Here is a 16,095-nt window from a genome sequence, read left to right as displayed (position 1 = left end):
CAGGACACTGAGCGCGTCCGACCTGTCACTCATCGTGGCACGGTCGGGCGGCCCGGCGAGCGGAAGGGCGCACCGTTGACCGACATGCCCAGCGCGCTCCACCATCTGGTGGAGTCGGCGACCGACACGTACACGGTGGTCGCCGAGTATCCCCGGCCCGGAGACATCCGGCCTTCCGTCTGGGAGGTCAATGGGCCTGGCGGCCAAAGGTGGTTCGGGAAGTGTCACGCGGGCGCGAAGCTCCACCGACGCGAGGTGACCGCGTACGAGAAGTGGACCGTGGCCCTGGGCGCAGACCGCGCCCCCGAGCTGGTCTCCGCGGACACGCAGACGCGCACCGTCCTGGTCACCGCCGTGCCCGGACGCGGCCTCGACTCGCTGCGCCTGCCGGTCGAGCAGGAACGGGCGGCCTACGAGCAGGCCGGTGAACTGCTCGCCCGGTTCCACACCGCGGCGGCCGACGAGTCGATGCCGGAAGTGACCGAGGAGGCCTGGGACGAGACGATCACCCGACTGCTGGGCCGTACGGGGAGGAACGTGCCGGAACACGACCTCGCGATGGTGCGCACGCTCGCCGGGGAGGCCCCTCCACGCCTGCCTCCGGTATCGCAGCACGGCGACTACATGCCCAAGAACTGGATGTGGGACGAGACCGAGCAGCGCCTGCGGGTCATCGACTTCGAACGCGCCGAACTTCGGCCTGCCGCCTACCGCGACCTGAGCCGACTGCGCTACCGGATCCTGTGCAACCGTCCCGACCTCAATGCCGCCTTCCACCACGGATACGGCCGCCCACTCACCGAGGAGGAACAGATCGCGTGCCGGACGTACGGGGCACTGGATGCCCTGGACTGCCTGGATTGGGGGATCAGGCAGCGCGACATCGGACTGGTCGACGAGGCACACACCATGCTGGAGAACCTGCGTCTGGAGACCGGCAAGTGCGTGTGGGGCGGGTGGCGTGCGTGAACAGCGTCTCTGGAACGGTTCGCACGGACCGCTGTCTCCCTGTGCACGGCGGTCGGTGATCTGAATGGACGCAGCAGGCTGGGGCGAGACGCTCGCCGCTGAAGTGTTGGAGGAAAGGTACGGGCTGGTCGCTGATGTCGTCGAACCGGTGCACATGGGCACGGACACCATCAACCGGCGAGTCCTGGCGGACGACGGGGTACGGCTGTTCGTCAAGCAGTACCGCTCGATGGCCGACCTGGACGCGGCACGCAACGCGTGGGACATGTCGGAGTACTGCCGGGCCGCGAGGCTTCCCGTTCCACGGGTGTGGCCCGATGCCGACGACAACCTGGTCACCATCGCGGGAGGCAGCGCATGGGCCGTGGTCGACGAGGCTCCCGGCCGGGTGACCTCGTCGGCGATGACGATCCGGCTCGCCGAGCACATCGGCGTCGTCATGGGGCGCATGCACCGTGCGCTCGCCGCGTATCCGATGCCCAGGCGCGTGCAGCACACCCGCTGGCGGACCGAGCCCGTCGAGGAGGCGGTAGCGAGATGTGACACCGTGATGGCCAGGGCCAGGCGCCAAGGCCACGACCATCTGGATGAACTGCGTGCCGACCTCGACCAGCGGCGTGAGGACCTGCGCACACACGTCCCCCGGTTGAGGGCTCATCTCCCCGAGACTCTGGTCGAACAGGCGCTGCACGCGGACCTGACCCGCACCAATCTGATCACGCTCGCCGATGCCGTCACCGGCGTCATCGACTTCCGCTGCGCCGGCGCGCTGCCGGCTTGGGAGCTGGGGCGGGCGGCGTTCGACCCGCGCACGGTCGCGACCAGCACCGAGTGGGCCACTTGCGCCCTGGCCATGGCCAGGGCCTACCGCTCGGAGCACCCCAGCCTTCCGATTCGGGAAGTGCGGGCCTGCGCTCGGATCGCGCTGCTGTACATGCTGTCCAGCCTCTACGGGGCCACGACCGCGGAGTACGACCTGCCGGGGGAGGCGGAGGCGGATCTGAGGCGGTACTGGCGCGAGCGTCAGGTCGCCGTCCGCCACCTGCTCGGTGAGCTTGAGGATCTTGAAGACGAGCTCAGCGCCCTCGGAGCGAGCGGAGGCACGGCGTGACCATCCGTCAGCTTCTGACCGCGCCAAACGAAACGACTGACCAGCGACAACCTCATCCACAATGCACAGAGGGGGACGTCTTGGCACATCGAACCGTGATCGGCCAGCATCCAGTACTCATTCGCGAACGGCGTGCGCCGCTGGGAACCCGTACGCCCCTGGTCGGGCACCGCAAGTCCACGGAGGGCTGGAGCCGATGACAACCATCCCGAAGCCCACCGGGACAGCCGCGCCGGCGGACGAGGCGGAGGTTTCGGACGAGGAACTGAAGTTCGTCATCCCCGGTGACCGTCGTATCGAGGCCGCCAACGCGATCACGACCCGTTCGATGGCCCGGCGCCTGCCCCAGCTGATCCGCAGGTCCCTCGCACTGGGCTGGCAGGTAGACCGCGCCGCGGTCATTGCCCTGCTCGGCGTCCAGCTCCTCTCCGGAGTACTGGAGGCGTTCGGACTGATGGCCACCACCGGGGTGATCAAGCCGCTGATCGCCTCGCAGCACATCAGCGGCGACCAGCTCCGCGCCGCCGTACCTTCCCTCGTCGTCCTGTCGGGTGCCATCGGTCTGCGTGCCCTGCTGGGTATTGCCTCCACCGCGCTGTCGGCCCGGTTGGCCCCGCGCATCGCCCGGGAAGCCGAACTCAAGCTCCTCGATGCGGCGACCAAGGCGGAACTGGCCGCGTACGACAACCCCGGATACAACGACCGCTGGGACGCGGCCGACCGCGGAGTGGAGGTCTCCAGGGACCTTCTCACCCAAGCCCAGTACATCCTCGCCGCATCGGCATCGCTGATCGCCTCGGCGTGCGTCCTGACCGCCGTGCACCCGATCCTTCTGCCTCTGCTTGTCTTGGCGGCCCTGCCGAAGGGCCTGGCCAGCGTCCGCGCAGCGCGCATCAGCTACATCGCCTCGCTCGCCACGTCGAAGGACCGGCGGCTCCTGGGCATGCTGCGGTGGTACATGGTCGACAAGCAGACCGCGGACCAGGTCCGCTCCGGCACCATGGCACCGTTCCTCCTCGACAAGTACCGCACGGCCGGGGCGCGGATCGACAGGACCACCGACCAGGCCACCTGGCGCTCCGCCAGGATCTCCCTTTTGGGCGGGGCCACGGGAGGCCTCGCCCACGCGGTGGTGTGGGTGGCCCTCGCGCTGCTGGTGTTTGCCGGGCAGATCTCCGTCGCCGCCCTCGGTACCGCGTTCCTCGCGCTGGGGCGCGTCAGCGCGGGACTGGACGGGATCGTCGGCTACGGAGCCCAGCTCTTCCGTACCGGCATGTTCTTGGACGACTGGGCGGACTTCATCGACGAGGCCGGCGGACACCGCATCGACCGGGGCTCCCAGGCGCCAGCCGCCCCCGCCGTCGTACGCGCGGAGAACATCACCTTCCAGTACCCGAGCGCCGACCGTCCCGCTCTTAACGACGTCTCATTGGAGGTCCGGCGCGGCGAGGTCGTCGCACTCGTGGGCGAGAACGGTTCCGGCAAGACCACTCTCAGCAAGATCCTCTCGGCCCTGTACCTACCCGACCAAGGAGCCGTCATCTGGGACGGCACCGACACCAGGAACCTGGACGCGCACGCCACCTGGGCGCGTGTCGCCGTCGTGCCGCAGTCCTACGCGGCCTGGCCTCTCTCGGCGCGGGAGAACATCACCCTCGGCCAGGCCACCGAGGAGGGAGACGCCGCCGTGCTCGCCGCTGCGCAGGCCGCGGGCGCCGACGAGGTCGTCGACGGACTGCGCAGCGGGCTGAACACCCTGCTGGCCAAAGAATGGTGGGGCGGCCAGGAACTGTCCGGCGGACAGTGGCAGAGGATCGCGCTAGCCCGAGCGTTCCACCGGCCGGCCGGACTGCTCGTCCTGGACGAACCGACCGCCGCTCTCGACCCGAGGGCCGAGCACCGCATCTTCACCGGACTACGCCGCCTCGCCGCCGACCGCGCGGTCGTCCTGGTCACTCACAGGCTCACCAATGTGACCATCGCCGATCGCATTGTTGTCCTGGACCAGGGCCGTGTCATCCAGCACGGCACCCCGGAGCAACTGCTGGCCCAGCGGGACGGCTTGTTCCGAGAGTTGTGGGATCTGCAGAACGAGCGCACCGGGCAGGTCCCTGCCCAGGCCGACTCGGACGAAAACGTCGCGTCGAACCAGTCTGTCCTGTTCTGAACAGGCGGTACGGATCGGAGGTTCCACGAGATCGGATTGGCCCACGGCAGGCGTGCACGTCTTCGAGGCCCCAGCGTCGTGGTGCCTTTGGCGGCCGGGCTCTGAAAACAGTTGCGGTGAACTGTTCACTGCGTTTTGCTGGAGGTATGGCGCAGCCCATCTCTCCCCAAGCCTTGGTACGCCAGCGACTGTTCAGGGATATGAGCGTGGAGGAGCTCGCTGAGGCGGTCGGTGTTACGTCACGTGCCGTGCGCCACTGGGAGACGGGAGCACGGGCCGTCGGTGATCGGGCTTTCGGTCGGCTGCTGGAGGTGTTGCGCTGCGATGCGCACGAGTTGACGGGCCGTGAGACCGGCACCGAGACCCTCGCGGACCTGCGCCGCGACGCGGGCATCAGCACGGAAGAGGCCGCCTCAGCCTTGCGGCGCAAGCGGGGCGCGCAGGGTCTGCATCTCAACGCTGAGAAGATCCGGGACCTGGAACGCGGCAGACACGTACGCGGCTGGATGTGGCGCTCTCCCGAGACTCTGGGGCAGGTGGCGCGCATGCTGGCCCAGGTCTACGGGGTTCCCGTCCGGGTGGTGGTGGATGCCTGGCTCCGCAGCCGCCCGGAGGACCCCCTCCCGGTACTCCCCGAGCGGCAGTCGCGACGGCCGTCCGAGGAGTCGATGACCGCCTGGCAGGCTCTCAACGACCGGCAGCGCACCTACCTGACCTGTATCTTCCGGCAAGACCAGGAGGCTGAGGCGGAGCAGCGACAGAACCGCTACGCGGGAGCGCGGCGGCAGCCCGCAGTCGAGTGGCGGCGCATGACACTCGCCCTCTCCGTCCCGTCCGACGTCGTCGGCTACACCCGCATTCAGGAGCGGCTGCGCGAGGCCGGGGTGCATGATCCCGGCGCCGGGTCTTCCGTGGCCGCTCTGGAACGACGCGGTCTGATCCGCGTGTACCGGGACCGGGTACATCTCGACGGACTGGGGGACGTGCCCCGCACCAGGGTTGAGATGACCCGGCGTGGCAGAGCGGTGACCCGCACGGCGCTGGGTGTCTCCCGCGAAGCGGGACCGCCCGCGCCGCTTCTGTCGCCGTGGTTGTGGAAGATCATGGTCCGTGTCGCACGCGCTGGGGCACAGGGAGTGGACGGCAGTCTTGCCGGACGTGGACCGCACTACCTCGCGGTGGGGCAGAGCCCCGACGGGCGTACCCCGAGCAGAGGCTTCATCGTCCTTCGACACCCTGACGGAGTGACCCACGGGCCGTACCGGTGGCTTCTCACCGACTCAGGCCGGCGCCACATCACTGACCACCTCGACGCCTACCGTGCTCTGTATCCCGGCATCGACACTCAGGGGTTCGAAGGCGTTTTCGATTAAGGCCTTCGGGGGAGGGCCGCTGTCAGTGCCCTGTCGTAGGGTTCCGGCTCGTGATGCAAGCTGACGACACAACAGGCATTCAGCAGACGCATGCCCTGCTGGAAATCGTCAAGGCGTTCGCCGTGTGTGAGCACGCGATCGCCAGTGAAGAACTGGACGGTCCGAAGCGTCTGGACCGGCTCATCGAGGCCCACGGGATCCTGATGGCGGCGTGCGGCCCCGGGCATCTGATCCGCTTTGAGGAACTGCTGGGACGGCTCACCGGTGACCGCGCCGGCTCCCTGGAGGGGTTGCTGCCGGACTGGATCGACACCCAAGCTCTCGCCGGCGTGCGGCTGATGGACAGCGAGGGAGTCGCCACCGAGGACGGGTTCGACTTCCGGCACGAAGCCCAGCGCGTCATGCGGGCCGCCCAGAAGGTCGGCAAGTTCAGCGGCCAGGTGACGAAACCCAAGCTGGACGACGAGTACAGCCAGGAAGCCGTCTTCAGCGCGATCAAAGGCCCCTTCTACGAGAGGCACCGCACCACGCTGGTGGAGAACCCGACGGTCCCGAAGGGAAGCCTCCCCGACCTCAAGCTGCCGTCCCGGGCGAACGACTTCTACAAGCCGATCTCCCAATACGCGCAGTACAACGGTTGGTGGTGGCCTTGTCCCGCCTGTAAGTGGCCGATGAAGGTGGCAGCCACCCGTGCCGGTGCACGCATCCAGGGCAGGGTGCGGTGTTTGTACCCCTGGCACGAGGAGACCGGCGCGTCCTACGAGTTCGTCGTGACCGCTCGGAAGAAGTCGGCCCCCACCCTGAGCCCGACGTTTGGGTGCAGAGTCCCATCCGGACGTTTCGCTGCACTGTGGACCGGGGCAGTTCCGCAGCTGCCGGAGGCTCAGCCGGTCGAGGAGTACGTGGCGTTGGTGCGGCCGGTGTGGCGCTACACCGTCGTCCCTGGCCTCCCTGAACTGGCTCTTCACCGGGCTGTCTCAGCGGACCTTGAGGGCACGGCCTGGACGTCACACCTGTGGCCCAACGGAGACCAGTGCGATCACTGGATCACTCACCCGGACAGCGAGAAGCCAGCGTTCCCCGCCGACTTCAAGGACTACACCTGGGTGAACCACCTGGTCAGCAAGCTCCACATGGACGGTGGCGACCGAGGAGGAGCGGAGTACCTGGTCGTGCCTGACCACCGCCAGGAGCAGGTGGCCCAGCTCGACATGGTGTGCCGCATGTACGGGATGAAGGCGGCGATGACCGCCACCGACTACGTCGAGATGGTCATCATGGGAGTCAAGGAGGGCCGGGCGTGAGCGGGGAGATGACGGGCCGCGAAGCCGGCCTGGCAGGGGCACTCGCACTGGCGGCGCACTACTTTCCGCGCAAGGACGACGAGGGCCGGGTGCTGGCCGGCTTCGAAGAGGCTTCCTTCTTCGCCCACCGCAAGCCGCGGGCGTGGTCGGAATGGGCGAGGCTGCCGGTGGCCGAGAGGAACGTCATCCGTCAGGTGATGGTCCTGATGTCGCCGGAGTGGACGGACCCGAAGAAGCTCAAGGCGGCGGCCCTCGCGTTGCTCGGAGCCTTCGCTCCCGACGCCGACATGGCCGACAGGACAGGTGGCTCGCTGCGACTGCCGACCAGGGAACCCGAAACGGCCGACGCCGTGATCCCCCGGGTGGGAGGGAACTGCCTCGACTATGCGCGGCGTGTTGTCGGCCCTTTCTTCACCTTCGGCAAGCGCCCCAAGGCGCAGGCGTTCGTCGGTCCCGGCACGCACAGGACGAGAACCGCCTACCTGGGCAAGGAGCACGGCACGACCAGCCGTGACATCCACATCCAGGAGACCCCCGGCTTCCTCGAAGCGCCCGGTCACGAGGCTCTGCCACAGGTGAGGACCCGTCCGCAGCGCGACCGTGTGGCACCGACGGTGAAGGAACTCCTGAAGGTCGCCAAGATCCTCAGCGGCCAGGACAAGAGCGTCGCCTACCTCCACAAGACCCTGAAGCGCTTCTTCAAGGGCATGAAGACCACCGACGGCGCGCTGACAGAACTCGACCTGACCTCGGGGGACCTCCAGGTCCTCAACGCCCCCACGGGAAGCGGCAAGACGGTCCTGGTGCGGGTCATGGCGTCCTGGGCGGCGCTCAACGACGTCCGGATCGCCCTCGCGGTCACCGACGTCCGCGCAACCCTCGACATGGCCTGGGACATCAACAACGACCTGGCCTACCTGCACAGGGAGAGGCATCTCCCCGAGCCCGCACACTGCACTCCACTGATGTCGCCGACGAGCATGCACCGCCGGGCCATGGACTACGCCGCCCTCAGCCCCTCCACCCAGATCGACCAGTGGGACCGTCGTGCCAGGACCGACATCGGGCTCCTGTCGGCCGGCTGCGCGCAGCGGGCCCTCATGGACCCACCGAACCTGTACCCCTACGGTGAGGAGAACTGCACGTCGCTGACCTCCGCCGCCACCGGATCCACCCGGCACACCTGCTCCTTCGCCCCTGTGTGCGGCAAGTTCCAGCAGTTCTACCGGGCCGCCGACGCGGCCGTGGTCGTCACCAACCACGCGAACCTGCTGGAAGGCCGGACCCGCATCGGTGTCGTGCTGGACGGGCAGGAGTTCCGCGGCAAGGCACGCGGTACGAGGGGCATGAGCGTGCTGGAGATGACGCTGCGGGCCTGCGACGTGATGCTGATCGACGAGATCGACGCCTTCCAGACGGCCGCGGTCAGCCGCTGCACCTCGGAGATCACCCTGGCGTCCCGGAAGCGGACGACCGCGCTTCGGGAGATCGACCAGGACGCCAAGAACCTTCCCATCGTCCACGAGATGGACCTGGTGTCTCCGGTCAGCCATGCCCGGCTGATGGCCGAGATGCTGCTGCTGTGGCTCTGCTCCGGCAGCGGGTTGAAGCTGAACCCGGGCAACGAGACGGACAACCCCGACGGCGCCAGCCGGGACAACACCGGCTGGCGCCTGGCCCGCTCCCGGGACCGCGAAATCCTCCAGCTCCTCTTCCCCGACCAGACGGCCGGCGAGGACATCCCCCCGGAGCTCTTCGTCCTTCTCGAAGAGGTCATGCCTGCCCACCGGCATGAGTCCGAGTTTCATGAGGAGTCCGAACTCCCCGAGGGAGCCGACTGGGAGGCCGTCCAGACAGCCCTGACAGTGCTTACCGCCCAGCGGGGCCAAGACCATCTCACCGACACACGCGAGGAGATGCGCAAGCTCCTAGCCGCCATCGTGCCGGATGCGTACAAGCGGTCAGCGGTGGTGAACCTACTGGTCACTCGTACTGTGCTCCAGGAACTCGACGCTGCGCTAGACAGTCTGCGCGAGCGGGCACAGACCCTGCGTTACCTGGACCTCGGGTCAGTCCGCAAGATCCTCGAAACCATGCGCAGCAGTACGGTCGCCACCCTCTACCCCCTGGCGATGCTGGGTCGGTCCATCCACGGCTACCAGGTGAAGGGAATGGACAACAAGGAGAAGGAGGCGGAACTCCTCTCCCGTTCCTTCGGTGGTGACCCGCACACCTTCGTCTCCGAACTCGGCGGCCTCACCGCTCTGCTGACCGCCGGAGTGCAGCGATCGGTCATGGGCCTGTCCGCGACCGCCTACCTTCCTCAGGCCGTACAGGAGCACATCCATGCCCCCGTGCGCTGGTGGCTGCCCGACACCCGCCCCGAGTCCATCGTCACCGTTCCCACCCCGGTTCGAGGCGGCAACGGCGACGCCATGAGGATCGGAGGACTCCCGCCCGAGCTGAAACCCAACGCTCTGCGCGACCTCGGCAGGGGTCTGTACGAGCAGCAACTCGCCAAGCGCCTCGCCCGCCTGGAGAAGCAGGAACCGGAACGAGCCCGCGTCATCCTCGCCGTCAACTCCTATGAGCAGGCCGCCTACCTCGCCTCGGGGGTGGCGCAGGCAGACGGCCTGAACCACAGGGTCTGCCTGCTGGTGAAGAAACCGGAGAAGCAGAACTACGAGGAGCATCTCCCCGCCCACGTGGACAGGATGGTCCGGGAGGAGCTGAAGGAGTTCCCCGACCGCGGTGAGATCCTGATCGCCCCGCTCGCAGTCATCGGGCGAGGCCTGAACATCGTGGTCGGTACCCGCTCGGCGGTCCGCGACATCTACCTGTGCGTGCGTCCCGTCCTCAGCATCGAGGACACCGACTGGATGCACGCGAGCGTCAACGCCGCCGGAGTCAACGCCCTTCCCGTGGACGGTAGCGATGAGCCCCTTCCCGTCCTGCGGAAAGCCAGCGAAGCCTCGTGGAAGCAGCTCTCCAAGATCCTTCGCTCGCCGGCCCGGTTCTCCAACATGGACCACGACCTCCGCAAGGAACTCGTGGCAGGCATGCTCGTCCTGCTCATCCAACTCGCCGGCCGAGCCCGCCGCGGCGAGACCGACATGACCCTGCACATCGTGGACCACTCCATCCACGACAAGAAGTTCAGTTCGGACCTGGCCACGATCATCAAACAGATCTACGCCGACTGGAATCTGGAGCAGCGCGAGATCATGAACGAGCTCTACGGTCAAGCGCTTCAGGCATTCCTGACCTATGCGGGTCTCGACCGCGACATGATTTGAACCGCCCACTGCCAGTCTCCGTCCTTTCGAGACGGAGTCGCGACCGCTTCCCTCTGCCCGGGGAGAGGAACCAGAAAGGCGAGGTAACGCCCAATGGGGCGAAGCAACAACCAGCGGGATCTCACCGCACGCACCACCTCGATCAGGTGCACCAGGGAACTCCTGGACGGCATGACCGCCATGGTCTGGGACTTCGGGGACTACCACTCGCCTACACGCAAGGCGTGGAGGGAACTGAGGGGTACGGCCGCGCAGAACAGTAAATGGATCAAGAACGAACAGGAATCCGACCCGTTCCTCGTTCCGTACTCCATCGCCGTCACCGTTCTCCAGCAGATCACTGACGGTTATGTCTACCTGGACAAGCATCTGGCGTTCATGGTGACGCTCAACCCCGTGAAGCCCGAGATCCTCAGGGATGTCTTCGCCTACCTGGAAGGAATCGTCCGCAAGGTTCCTGTGGACGAGATCCCTTTGAGGGACGTCCCCGACCTGGCCAAGCGCATCGCGGACACCATTCCCCAACGCCTGAGCCTCGCCGACAACATCCTGCCCAAGGACGACGGCAAGCCCGCCAGCCCCGACAGCTGGGCCTACGAGGCGGTGAGGTGGCACATCGCCAAGAAGCTGGCTTCCGTGTCGTTCCAGGACCGGGAGATGGAGCCGGTCCTTGAGGAGTACGAGGGCAAGAACGGTGAGATCAAGCACAGGACCGTCGACTGGCAGCCCTCAGGAAACGTCGCGTCGTTGGACTACCGGCCTGTCAGCAACGGTGACCTGATCGCGTGGGACAACCCCATCGGTCCGGTCTTCGCCGGTCTCGCCCATCCGGTGGACCTCGGTGATGCGGTCAAGGCCCGGCCTGAGAAACCCACCCGGGCGCAGGTCCAGTACGCGCTCTCCCGCCTGTCGGTCAAGATGGCCACCTACACGGCCGAGCCCAACCCCGTCCTGAACCTGAACGCCCACATCCGCCGTGTCAACAACACCGTGATCCACTCCAGCACGGTCCTGGTGGACCAGGGGAAGGACCGGCCGCTGCTCTCCCTGTCCCTGGACGGGCGTGGCCTGCGTCAGACGAACAGGCACGCGTTGGAGATCCTGGCGAAGATGGACGCCGACAGGACCTCGCTCAACGCCATCGAGGAACGCGTCGCTCACGAGCGAAGCCTGCTCAACGTCCGGGACGAGAACGGCAAGAGGATCGACATCCTGACGCCATCGCCCGGGGCGATCCGGCCGACGATGCCGAAGACGGACTCCTTCGCCGTCGGCACCGGCGCCGGCACCCACCACCTGGCGCTGCTCCAGGAGCACATCGGTCGTGCTCTTGGTGACAAGGTGTCCGCCCTTGAGCTGAAGTCGAAGGGGAACATCTTCGGCAAGCGAGCCCATGAGCCGGCAACCTCCGCCGAGGGCAGGGACAAGACGCGGAAGAAGGAGAACGGCGAGTACGTCGACCTCGTTGGCAAGCCCTCGCCCGAGAGCATCCGTCGCTCAATCGAGACGGCCGGGTACAAGACCCTGCGCATCCTGTGCCTGTGGTACCGGGACGAGACCCGGATGCGGATGATCCACGGCCTGGCCCACCCCTACGGGCTCGACCCGGACGAACTCGACCCCATCGACGGTGAATCCGTCCCCCTCGCGCCTGGGATCGAGGCCGTCTTCTGCAACGCCGAGGAGCTTCTGGCACACGGTCCCGCCACCCAGCGGGCCTCGAACACAGAAAAGATCACCAGCAGGTTCGCGGAGCCCGGCGTTCTTCTTGCCGCCTGGTGCGAGACCGAGATCCCCGTGCGAGGCGAAGAGCACGAGGGAATGAAGCCCGCCGATGTGAAGAAGGCCCTTGAGGAAAGCGACGCCAAGCACCAGGTCGTGCGCGAACTGGCCAAGGTCACGGTGCCGTCCCAGTTCCTAATCGGCAGGGTGTACGACCCCTTCACCAAGACCTTCAGCATCGTCAAGAGGCCCAAGAAGGCCTTTGAGGACCATCGCGTCTACATGGGCCTGCTGGATCTCTACCGGTCGTGCGGGGTCGTGGACGACCGCTTCGAACGGGCCCTCTACCCGGACGACGACCCCTACCCGCTGCCCCGCATGGCGTTCGTCGGTATCCACATCCGCAAGCAGGCCACCGATCGCAAGTTCAAGGGGGAGCCAAAGAGGATCATCTGCGCCAGCGCGATCATCCCCTCCCGGAAATCCGGCGGCCCCTGGCGCATGCTCGGCTGGAGCAACATCCACCCGGAGTGGGAGCACTACGCCTTGGCGCAGAGCAATTTCCACGCCGCCAACTACCCCCTTCACACGGAGGACGGGGACAGCGATTTCCAGCGCTGGGCACAGGCCGGCGAAGACGTCCAAGCGGCTCTCAAGGAGCTTCACGACGAACTCGACGGACTCCCGTATGCCCTGATGATCGACGGCCACGCATGCCGCCGTGTATGGCCCGGCCTTCACAACAACAAGCAGGGCCTCAGCAAGGAGACCGACGATCCCCGCCTGTGGCTTCCCGGAACCGGGCTTCCTCTTTCCTGGAACCCCGTCAGCATCCTTCGGATGAACTGCATGCAGGCAGAGATGCCGCGACTGGTCTCCGTCACCGAGAAACTGAAGAACGGCAAGACCGTCACCCTCAAGACCTCAAGCGACCTGTACTACCCGGAAGAGCGACCCGAAGGCCACCCCTGGTTCCTGTTCACCGTGCCCCGCAACTACGGCAAGAAGCGCCACGGACAGTGGAAGACCCGCTGGCGCGCCGACCCGGGCAAGGCGTCGAAGAACGCCGATGAGCGCCGGGAGAACGAGCTGAACTCGCCGTGGTACAGCATGACCACGCGCGAGATCACCCCCATGTACACGCGGGAAGGGTACGACCGGGAAATCCTGGCCGTCGCCGCGGCCCGGCTCAGCCACCAGGCCATCTCCTGGTCAGACCGGACCCGATACCCCGCTCCGCTCCACGCGGCGCTCCAGATGGACCTCGGCCACCCCCAGTACCGACGCTCGGCGCCGAAGGACCCTGAGAGCGTCGAGATCCTGAACGCAGCCAACGGAATCGACGCGTAGACGCTGAGCCCAACACGCAGCCGCCCGTGTCCCGCATCGGGGCACGGGCGACCCCGTACAGCGGACGCGGGAAAGAATGACGGAGGCTCCCCTCGCAGTGCTCACAGCCGATCGATGGGTACGCTCGCTGCCATGGCTGTGGTCGGTTGGGCATACGAACTCGCGGAGTCCCTGCTCGCTGAGCCCCTGCCTCGCCGGTGGGCTCACTCCCGCGGGGTGGCGGCCCGCGCCGAGTCGCTGGCGCCAGTCCTCGGAGATGATGCCGAGACGCTGGTTGCGGCCGCGGTGCTGCACGACATCGGGTATGCGCCGGTCATGGCGGTGACGGGCTTTCACCCTTTGGACGGGGCTCGTCACCTGCGGATGCTGCCTGGGTTGGACGAGCGGGTCGTGCGGCTGGTGGCCAACCACTCCTTCGCTCTGCTCGAAGCCGAGGAGCGTGGGCTGCGGGAGACCCTGGAGGCGGAGTTTCCGCAGCTGGACGACGAAGTCCTGGTGGATGCCCTGGTGTACTGCGACATGACCACCACTCCCGACGGATCGCCGACGACGTCGTACGCGCGGATCGACGAGATCCTCGGTCGCTACGGCACGGACAGCGTGGTCGGACGGTTCATCCGTCGGGCCGCACCCTCCATCCACGAGAGTGTGGCGCGGGTGCGGGTGCGGGCGCGAGCCGACGCAGCCGGGCTGACGGCATAGGTCGTGCTCAGCCCAGGTAGGGGTAGTCGCCGGAGAGGTAGTGGCCGATCTGTTCCCGCATGCTGGCGTGGATGTCGAGGCCGTCGAGTTCCTCTGGCAGTACCCAGCGCACGCCGTCGGCCTCCTCGTTGACCGTGGGTGTGCCGCCGACTGGGCGGCCGATGTAGGCGGCTTCGTACTGCTGCCGGATCTCTCCGTCGGAGTACTCGATGATGTGCGCGGGGTTGGAGTAGACGCCGAGGAACCCGGTGATCTCGGCGACGATGCCGGTCTCCTCCTCGCATTCGCGCACGGCGCACTGCGCGGGGCTCTCCCCGAAGTCCTGGGCGCCACCCGGCAGGGCCCACTGCCCGGTGTCGCGGCGCCGCTGGAGCAGGATGGCGCCCTCGCTGTTGACGACCAGGAGGTTGCTGGCCGGGATCAGGGTGTTGGGCTTGGGGGCCTTCGGGTCGTTGTAGTACTCAGTCCTGCCCACGCTGGTTGTGCTCCTGACGGTCGGGCGCCCAGGGGCGCGCGGTGTTCCATACGGCTTGGAAGCTCTCGGTGTAGCGGTCGTACCAGTCGGTGCCGTCCGTGCGCCGGAGCTGGAAGAGAGGGTTGGCGCTCGCCGGCTGGCCCCAGATGTGCGGGTTGACCAGTAACTGGTCGTCGTACCGGAAGATCGAGTTGTACAGCGTCGTGTCGTGCAGCCGCACCTCGCAGCCGGGGGCGCCGACCAGGCCGCGGTAATACGTCAGCGAGGCCCGGATTTTCGCAGCGAGGGTGTCGCCGATCCCTTCCTCACGGCCCCGGACGGCTACCGCTTCTCCGTACGGATCCCCGAAGCACAGCCGGACCTTGACTCCGGCCTGCGCACGTTCCTGCAGCATGCGGGCGATGTGCGGGTTGGTCTGGGCGAAGAACGTACCGGAGAAGACGAGGACGTCGATGTGCTTCACGGCTCCGAGCAGGAGAGAGATCCAGACGTCCCTGGGGACGCTGGCCCGGTTCGGGTAGACCTCGACGATCTCCGACCTCAGGGCTTCGAGGTGCACGGGTCTCTGGCGGTTGTTCGGCCAGAGGTACACCTCGTCCACTTGCAGGTGCTTGGCGACGACGAAGCGATGCCGGCGATGGGGCACCCGGCCGGAGAGCCAGCGGCCCACGGTCTTGGGGTCGACGGAACAGAGCTCGGCGAGATCTTCTTCGGTGATCCCCCGCTGGACGAGTGCCGAGCGCAATCGTTCATTCACTCGGATAATCCAATCGCACCCGTGGTCGCACTCGCAAGGACGACCGGCTCATCGAGAGTACGCGGGCGGTGTGCTTACGCTGGCAGGATGCCGCTCATCGTGCTCTGGGACATCGACCACACCCTCATCGACAACTCCGGGGTCAGCAAAGAGATCTACGCCGCCGCGTTCGCGGCTCTCGCCGGTCGGGCGCCGGTACGTCCCGCACGCACGGAGGGGCGCACAGACCGCTTGATCATCGTGGACATGTTCCACGATCACGGACTGCAACCGCCTGCGTGGGAAGACGCGCTGGCCGCGCTGGAGGCGGCAGGAGCGGGCCGCGAGGCGGACCTCAACCTGCGCGGCCGGGTTCTTCCTGGTGTCCGTCAAGCTCTCAAGGCGGTGTCCGAGGAGGACGACATGGTCTCCTCCGTCCTTACGGGGAACATCGCCGCGAACGCGCGGGTGAAACTCGGTGCCTTCGGCCTGGACGCCCTCCTGGACCTCGCAGTCGGCGCCTACGGCGCCGACTCCTCTGACAGGGCGGCGTTGGTGGACGTAGCGAGGAGCAGGGTCCGGGCCGTCTACGACCTTCCGGACGACACCGCCGTGGTGCTCGTCGGCGACACTCCCCGCGATGTCGATGCAGCCCTCACATCAGGCGCGCACGTCGTGGCGGTGGCATCCGGCGTCCACGGTGAAGACGAGCTGAGACAAGCCGGCGCCCACCTTGTTCTCCCGGACCTGAGCGACGTCGACGCCCTCATGGCTCACCTTCGCGCGCTCGCTCGCCCCTGAAACGTCCCAAGACGTCCTCGGATCGTCCCGGGAGGCGGTTTAGCCGTCCCGGTGTTCTCTTGCACGCTCTTCTCTCATCGGCCCCGAGG

The 16,095-nt window shown here is 67.2% G+C and carries 11 protein-coding genes; 9 read left to right on the top strand and 2 right to left on the bottom strand.

Going from position 1 to position 16,095, the window contains the following annotated elements; translation table 11 throughout:
* Positions 1-84 precede the first annotated feature (84 nt).
* From ACFYZ8_RS20630 to ACFYZ8_RS20595, 8 genes are all read left to right on the top strand, one after another.
* Positions 85-969 carry a phosphotransferase gene (locus ACFYZ8_RS20630; protein WP_389050009.1) on the top strand — a complete coding sequence of 295 codons (885 nt, stop codon included), beginning with the start codon at positions 85-87 and terminating at the stop codon, positions 967-969.
* Positions 970-1,033: 64 nt separating this feature from the next.
* Positions 1,034-2,080, top strand: a complete 1,047-nt coding sequence (locus ACFYZ8_RS20625) for a phosphotransferase enzyme family protein (RefSeq protein ID WP_389050007.1) — start codon at positions 1,034-1,036, stop codon at positions 2,078-2,080.
* A gap of 196 nt (positions 2,081-2,276) precedes the next feature.
* Positions 2,277-4,247 (top strand): ATP-binding cassette domain-containing protein, encoded by a 1,971-nt coding sequence (locus tag ACFYZ8_RS20620; protein WP_389050004.1) that lies wholly within the window; start codon positions 2,277-2,279, stop codon positions 4,245-4,247.
* A 146-nt stretch (positions 4,248-4,393) separates the two neighbouring features.
* The gene (locus tag ACFYZ8_RS20615; RefSeq protein ID WP_389050002.1) at positions 4,394-5,620 is read left to right on the top strand and encodes an XRE family transcriptional regulator; all 1,227 of its coding nucleotides are present in this window, start codon (positions 4,394-4,396) and stop codon (positions 5,618-5,620) included.
* A 53-nt stretch (positions 5,621-5,673) separates the two neighbouring features.
* Complete coding sequence (locus tag ACFYZ8_RS20610; protein WP_389050080.1) at positions 5,674-6,924, top strand: hypothetical protein; 1,251 nt, start codon at positions 5,674-5,676, stop codon at positions 6,922-6,924.
* Positions 6,921-10,220, top strand: coding sequence for a hypothetical protein (locus tag ACFYZ8_RS20605; protein WP_389050000.1), 3,300 nt, complete (start codon positions 6,921-6,923; stop codon positions 10,218-10,220). The genes ACFYZ8_RS20610 and ACFYZ8_RS20605 overlap by 4 nt, the downstream gene beginning before the upstream one ends.
* Before the next feature lie 93 nt (positions 10,221-10,313).
* Positions 10,314-13,292, top strand: coding sequence for an RNaseH domain-containing protein (locus ACFYZ8_RS20600; RefSeq protein WP_389049998.1), 2,979 nt, complete (start codon positions 10,314-10,316; stop codon positions 13,290-13,292).
* A 132-nt stretch (positions 13,293-13,424) separates the two neighbouring features.
* Positions 13,425-13,994, top strand: a complete 570-nt coding sequence (locus ACFYZ8_RS20595; protein WP_389049995.1) for an HD domain-containing protein — start codon at positions 13,425-13,427, stop codon at positions 13,992-13,994.
* Between the two features lie 7 nt (positions 13,995-14,001).
* Here the strand turns inward: ACFYZ8_RS20595 and ACFYZ8_RS20590 are convergent, their stop codons facing one another.
* Together ACFYZ8_RS20590 and ACFYZ8_RS20585 are read right to left on the bottom strand one after the other, a co-directional pair.
* The gene (locus ACFYZ8_RS20590; RefSeq protein ID WP_389049993.1) at positions 14,002-14,469 is read right to left on the bottom strand and encodes an NUDIX hydrolase; all 468 of its coding nucleotides are present in this window, start codon (positions 14,467-14,469) and stop codon (positions 14,002-14,004) included.
* Positions 14,456-15,226, bottom strand: coding sequence for a helix-turn-helix domain-containing protein (locus ACFYZ8_RS20585; RefSeq protein ID WP_389049991.1), 771 nt, complete (start codon positions 15,224-15,226; stop codon positions 14,456-14,458). The genes ACFYZ8_RS20590 and ACFYZ8_RS20585 overlap by 14 nt, the downstream gene beginning before the upstream one ends.
* 87 nt (positions 15,227-15,313) lie before the next feature.
* Here ACFYZ8_RS20585 and ACFYZ8_RS20580 point away from each other — a divergent pair, with 87 nt between their 5' ends.
* Positions 15,314-16,006, top strand: a complete 693-nt coding sequence (locus ACFYZ8_RS20580; RefSeq protein WP_389049989.1) for an HAD family hydrolase — start codon at positions 15,314-15,316, stop codon at positions 16,004-16,006.
* The last annotated feature ends 89 nt before the right edge of the window (positions 16,007-16,095 follow it).

Source organism: Streptomyces sp. NPDC001668 (genome assembly GCF_042893155.1).
In the GTDB taxonomy this organism is placed as follows: Bacteria; Actinomycetota; Actinomycetes; order Streptomycetales; family Streptomycetaceae; genus Streptomyces.
This window is presented reverse-complemented; position numbering and strand designations above follow the sequence as displayed.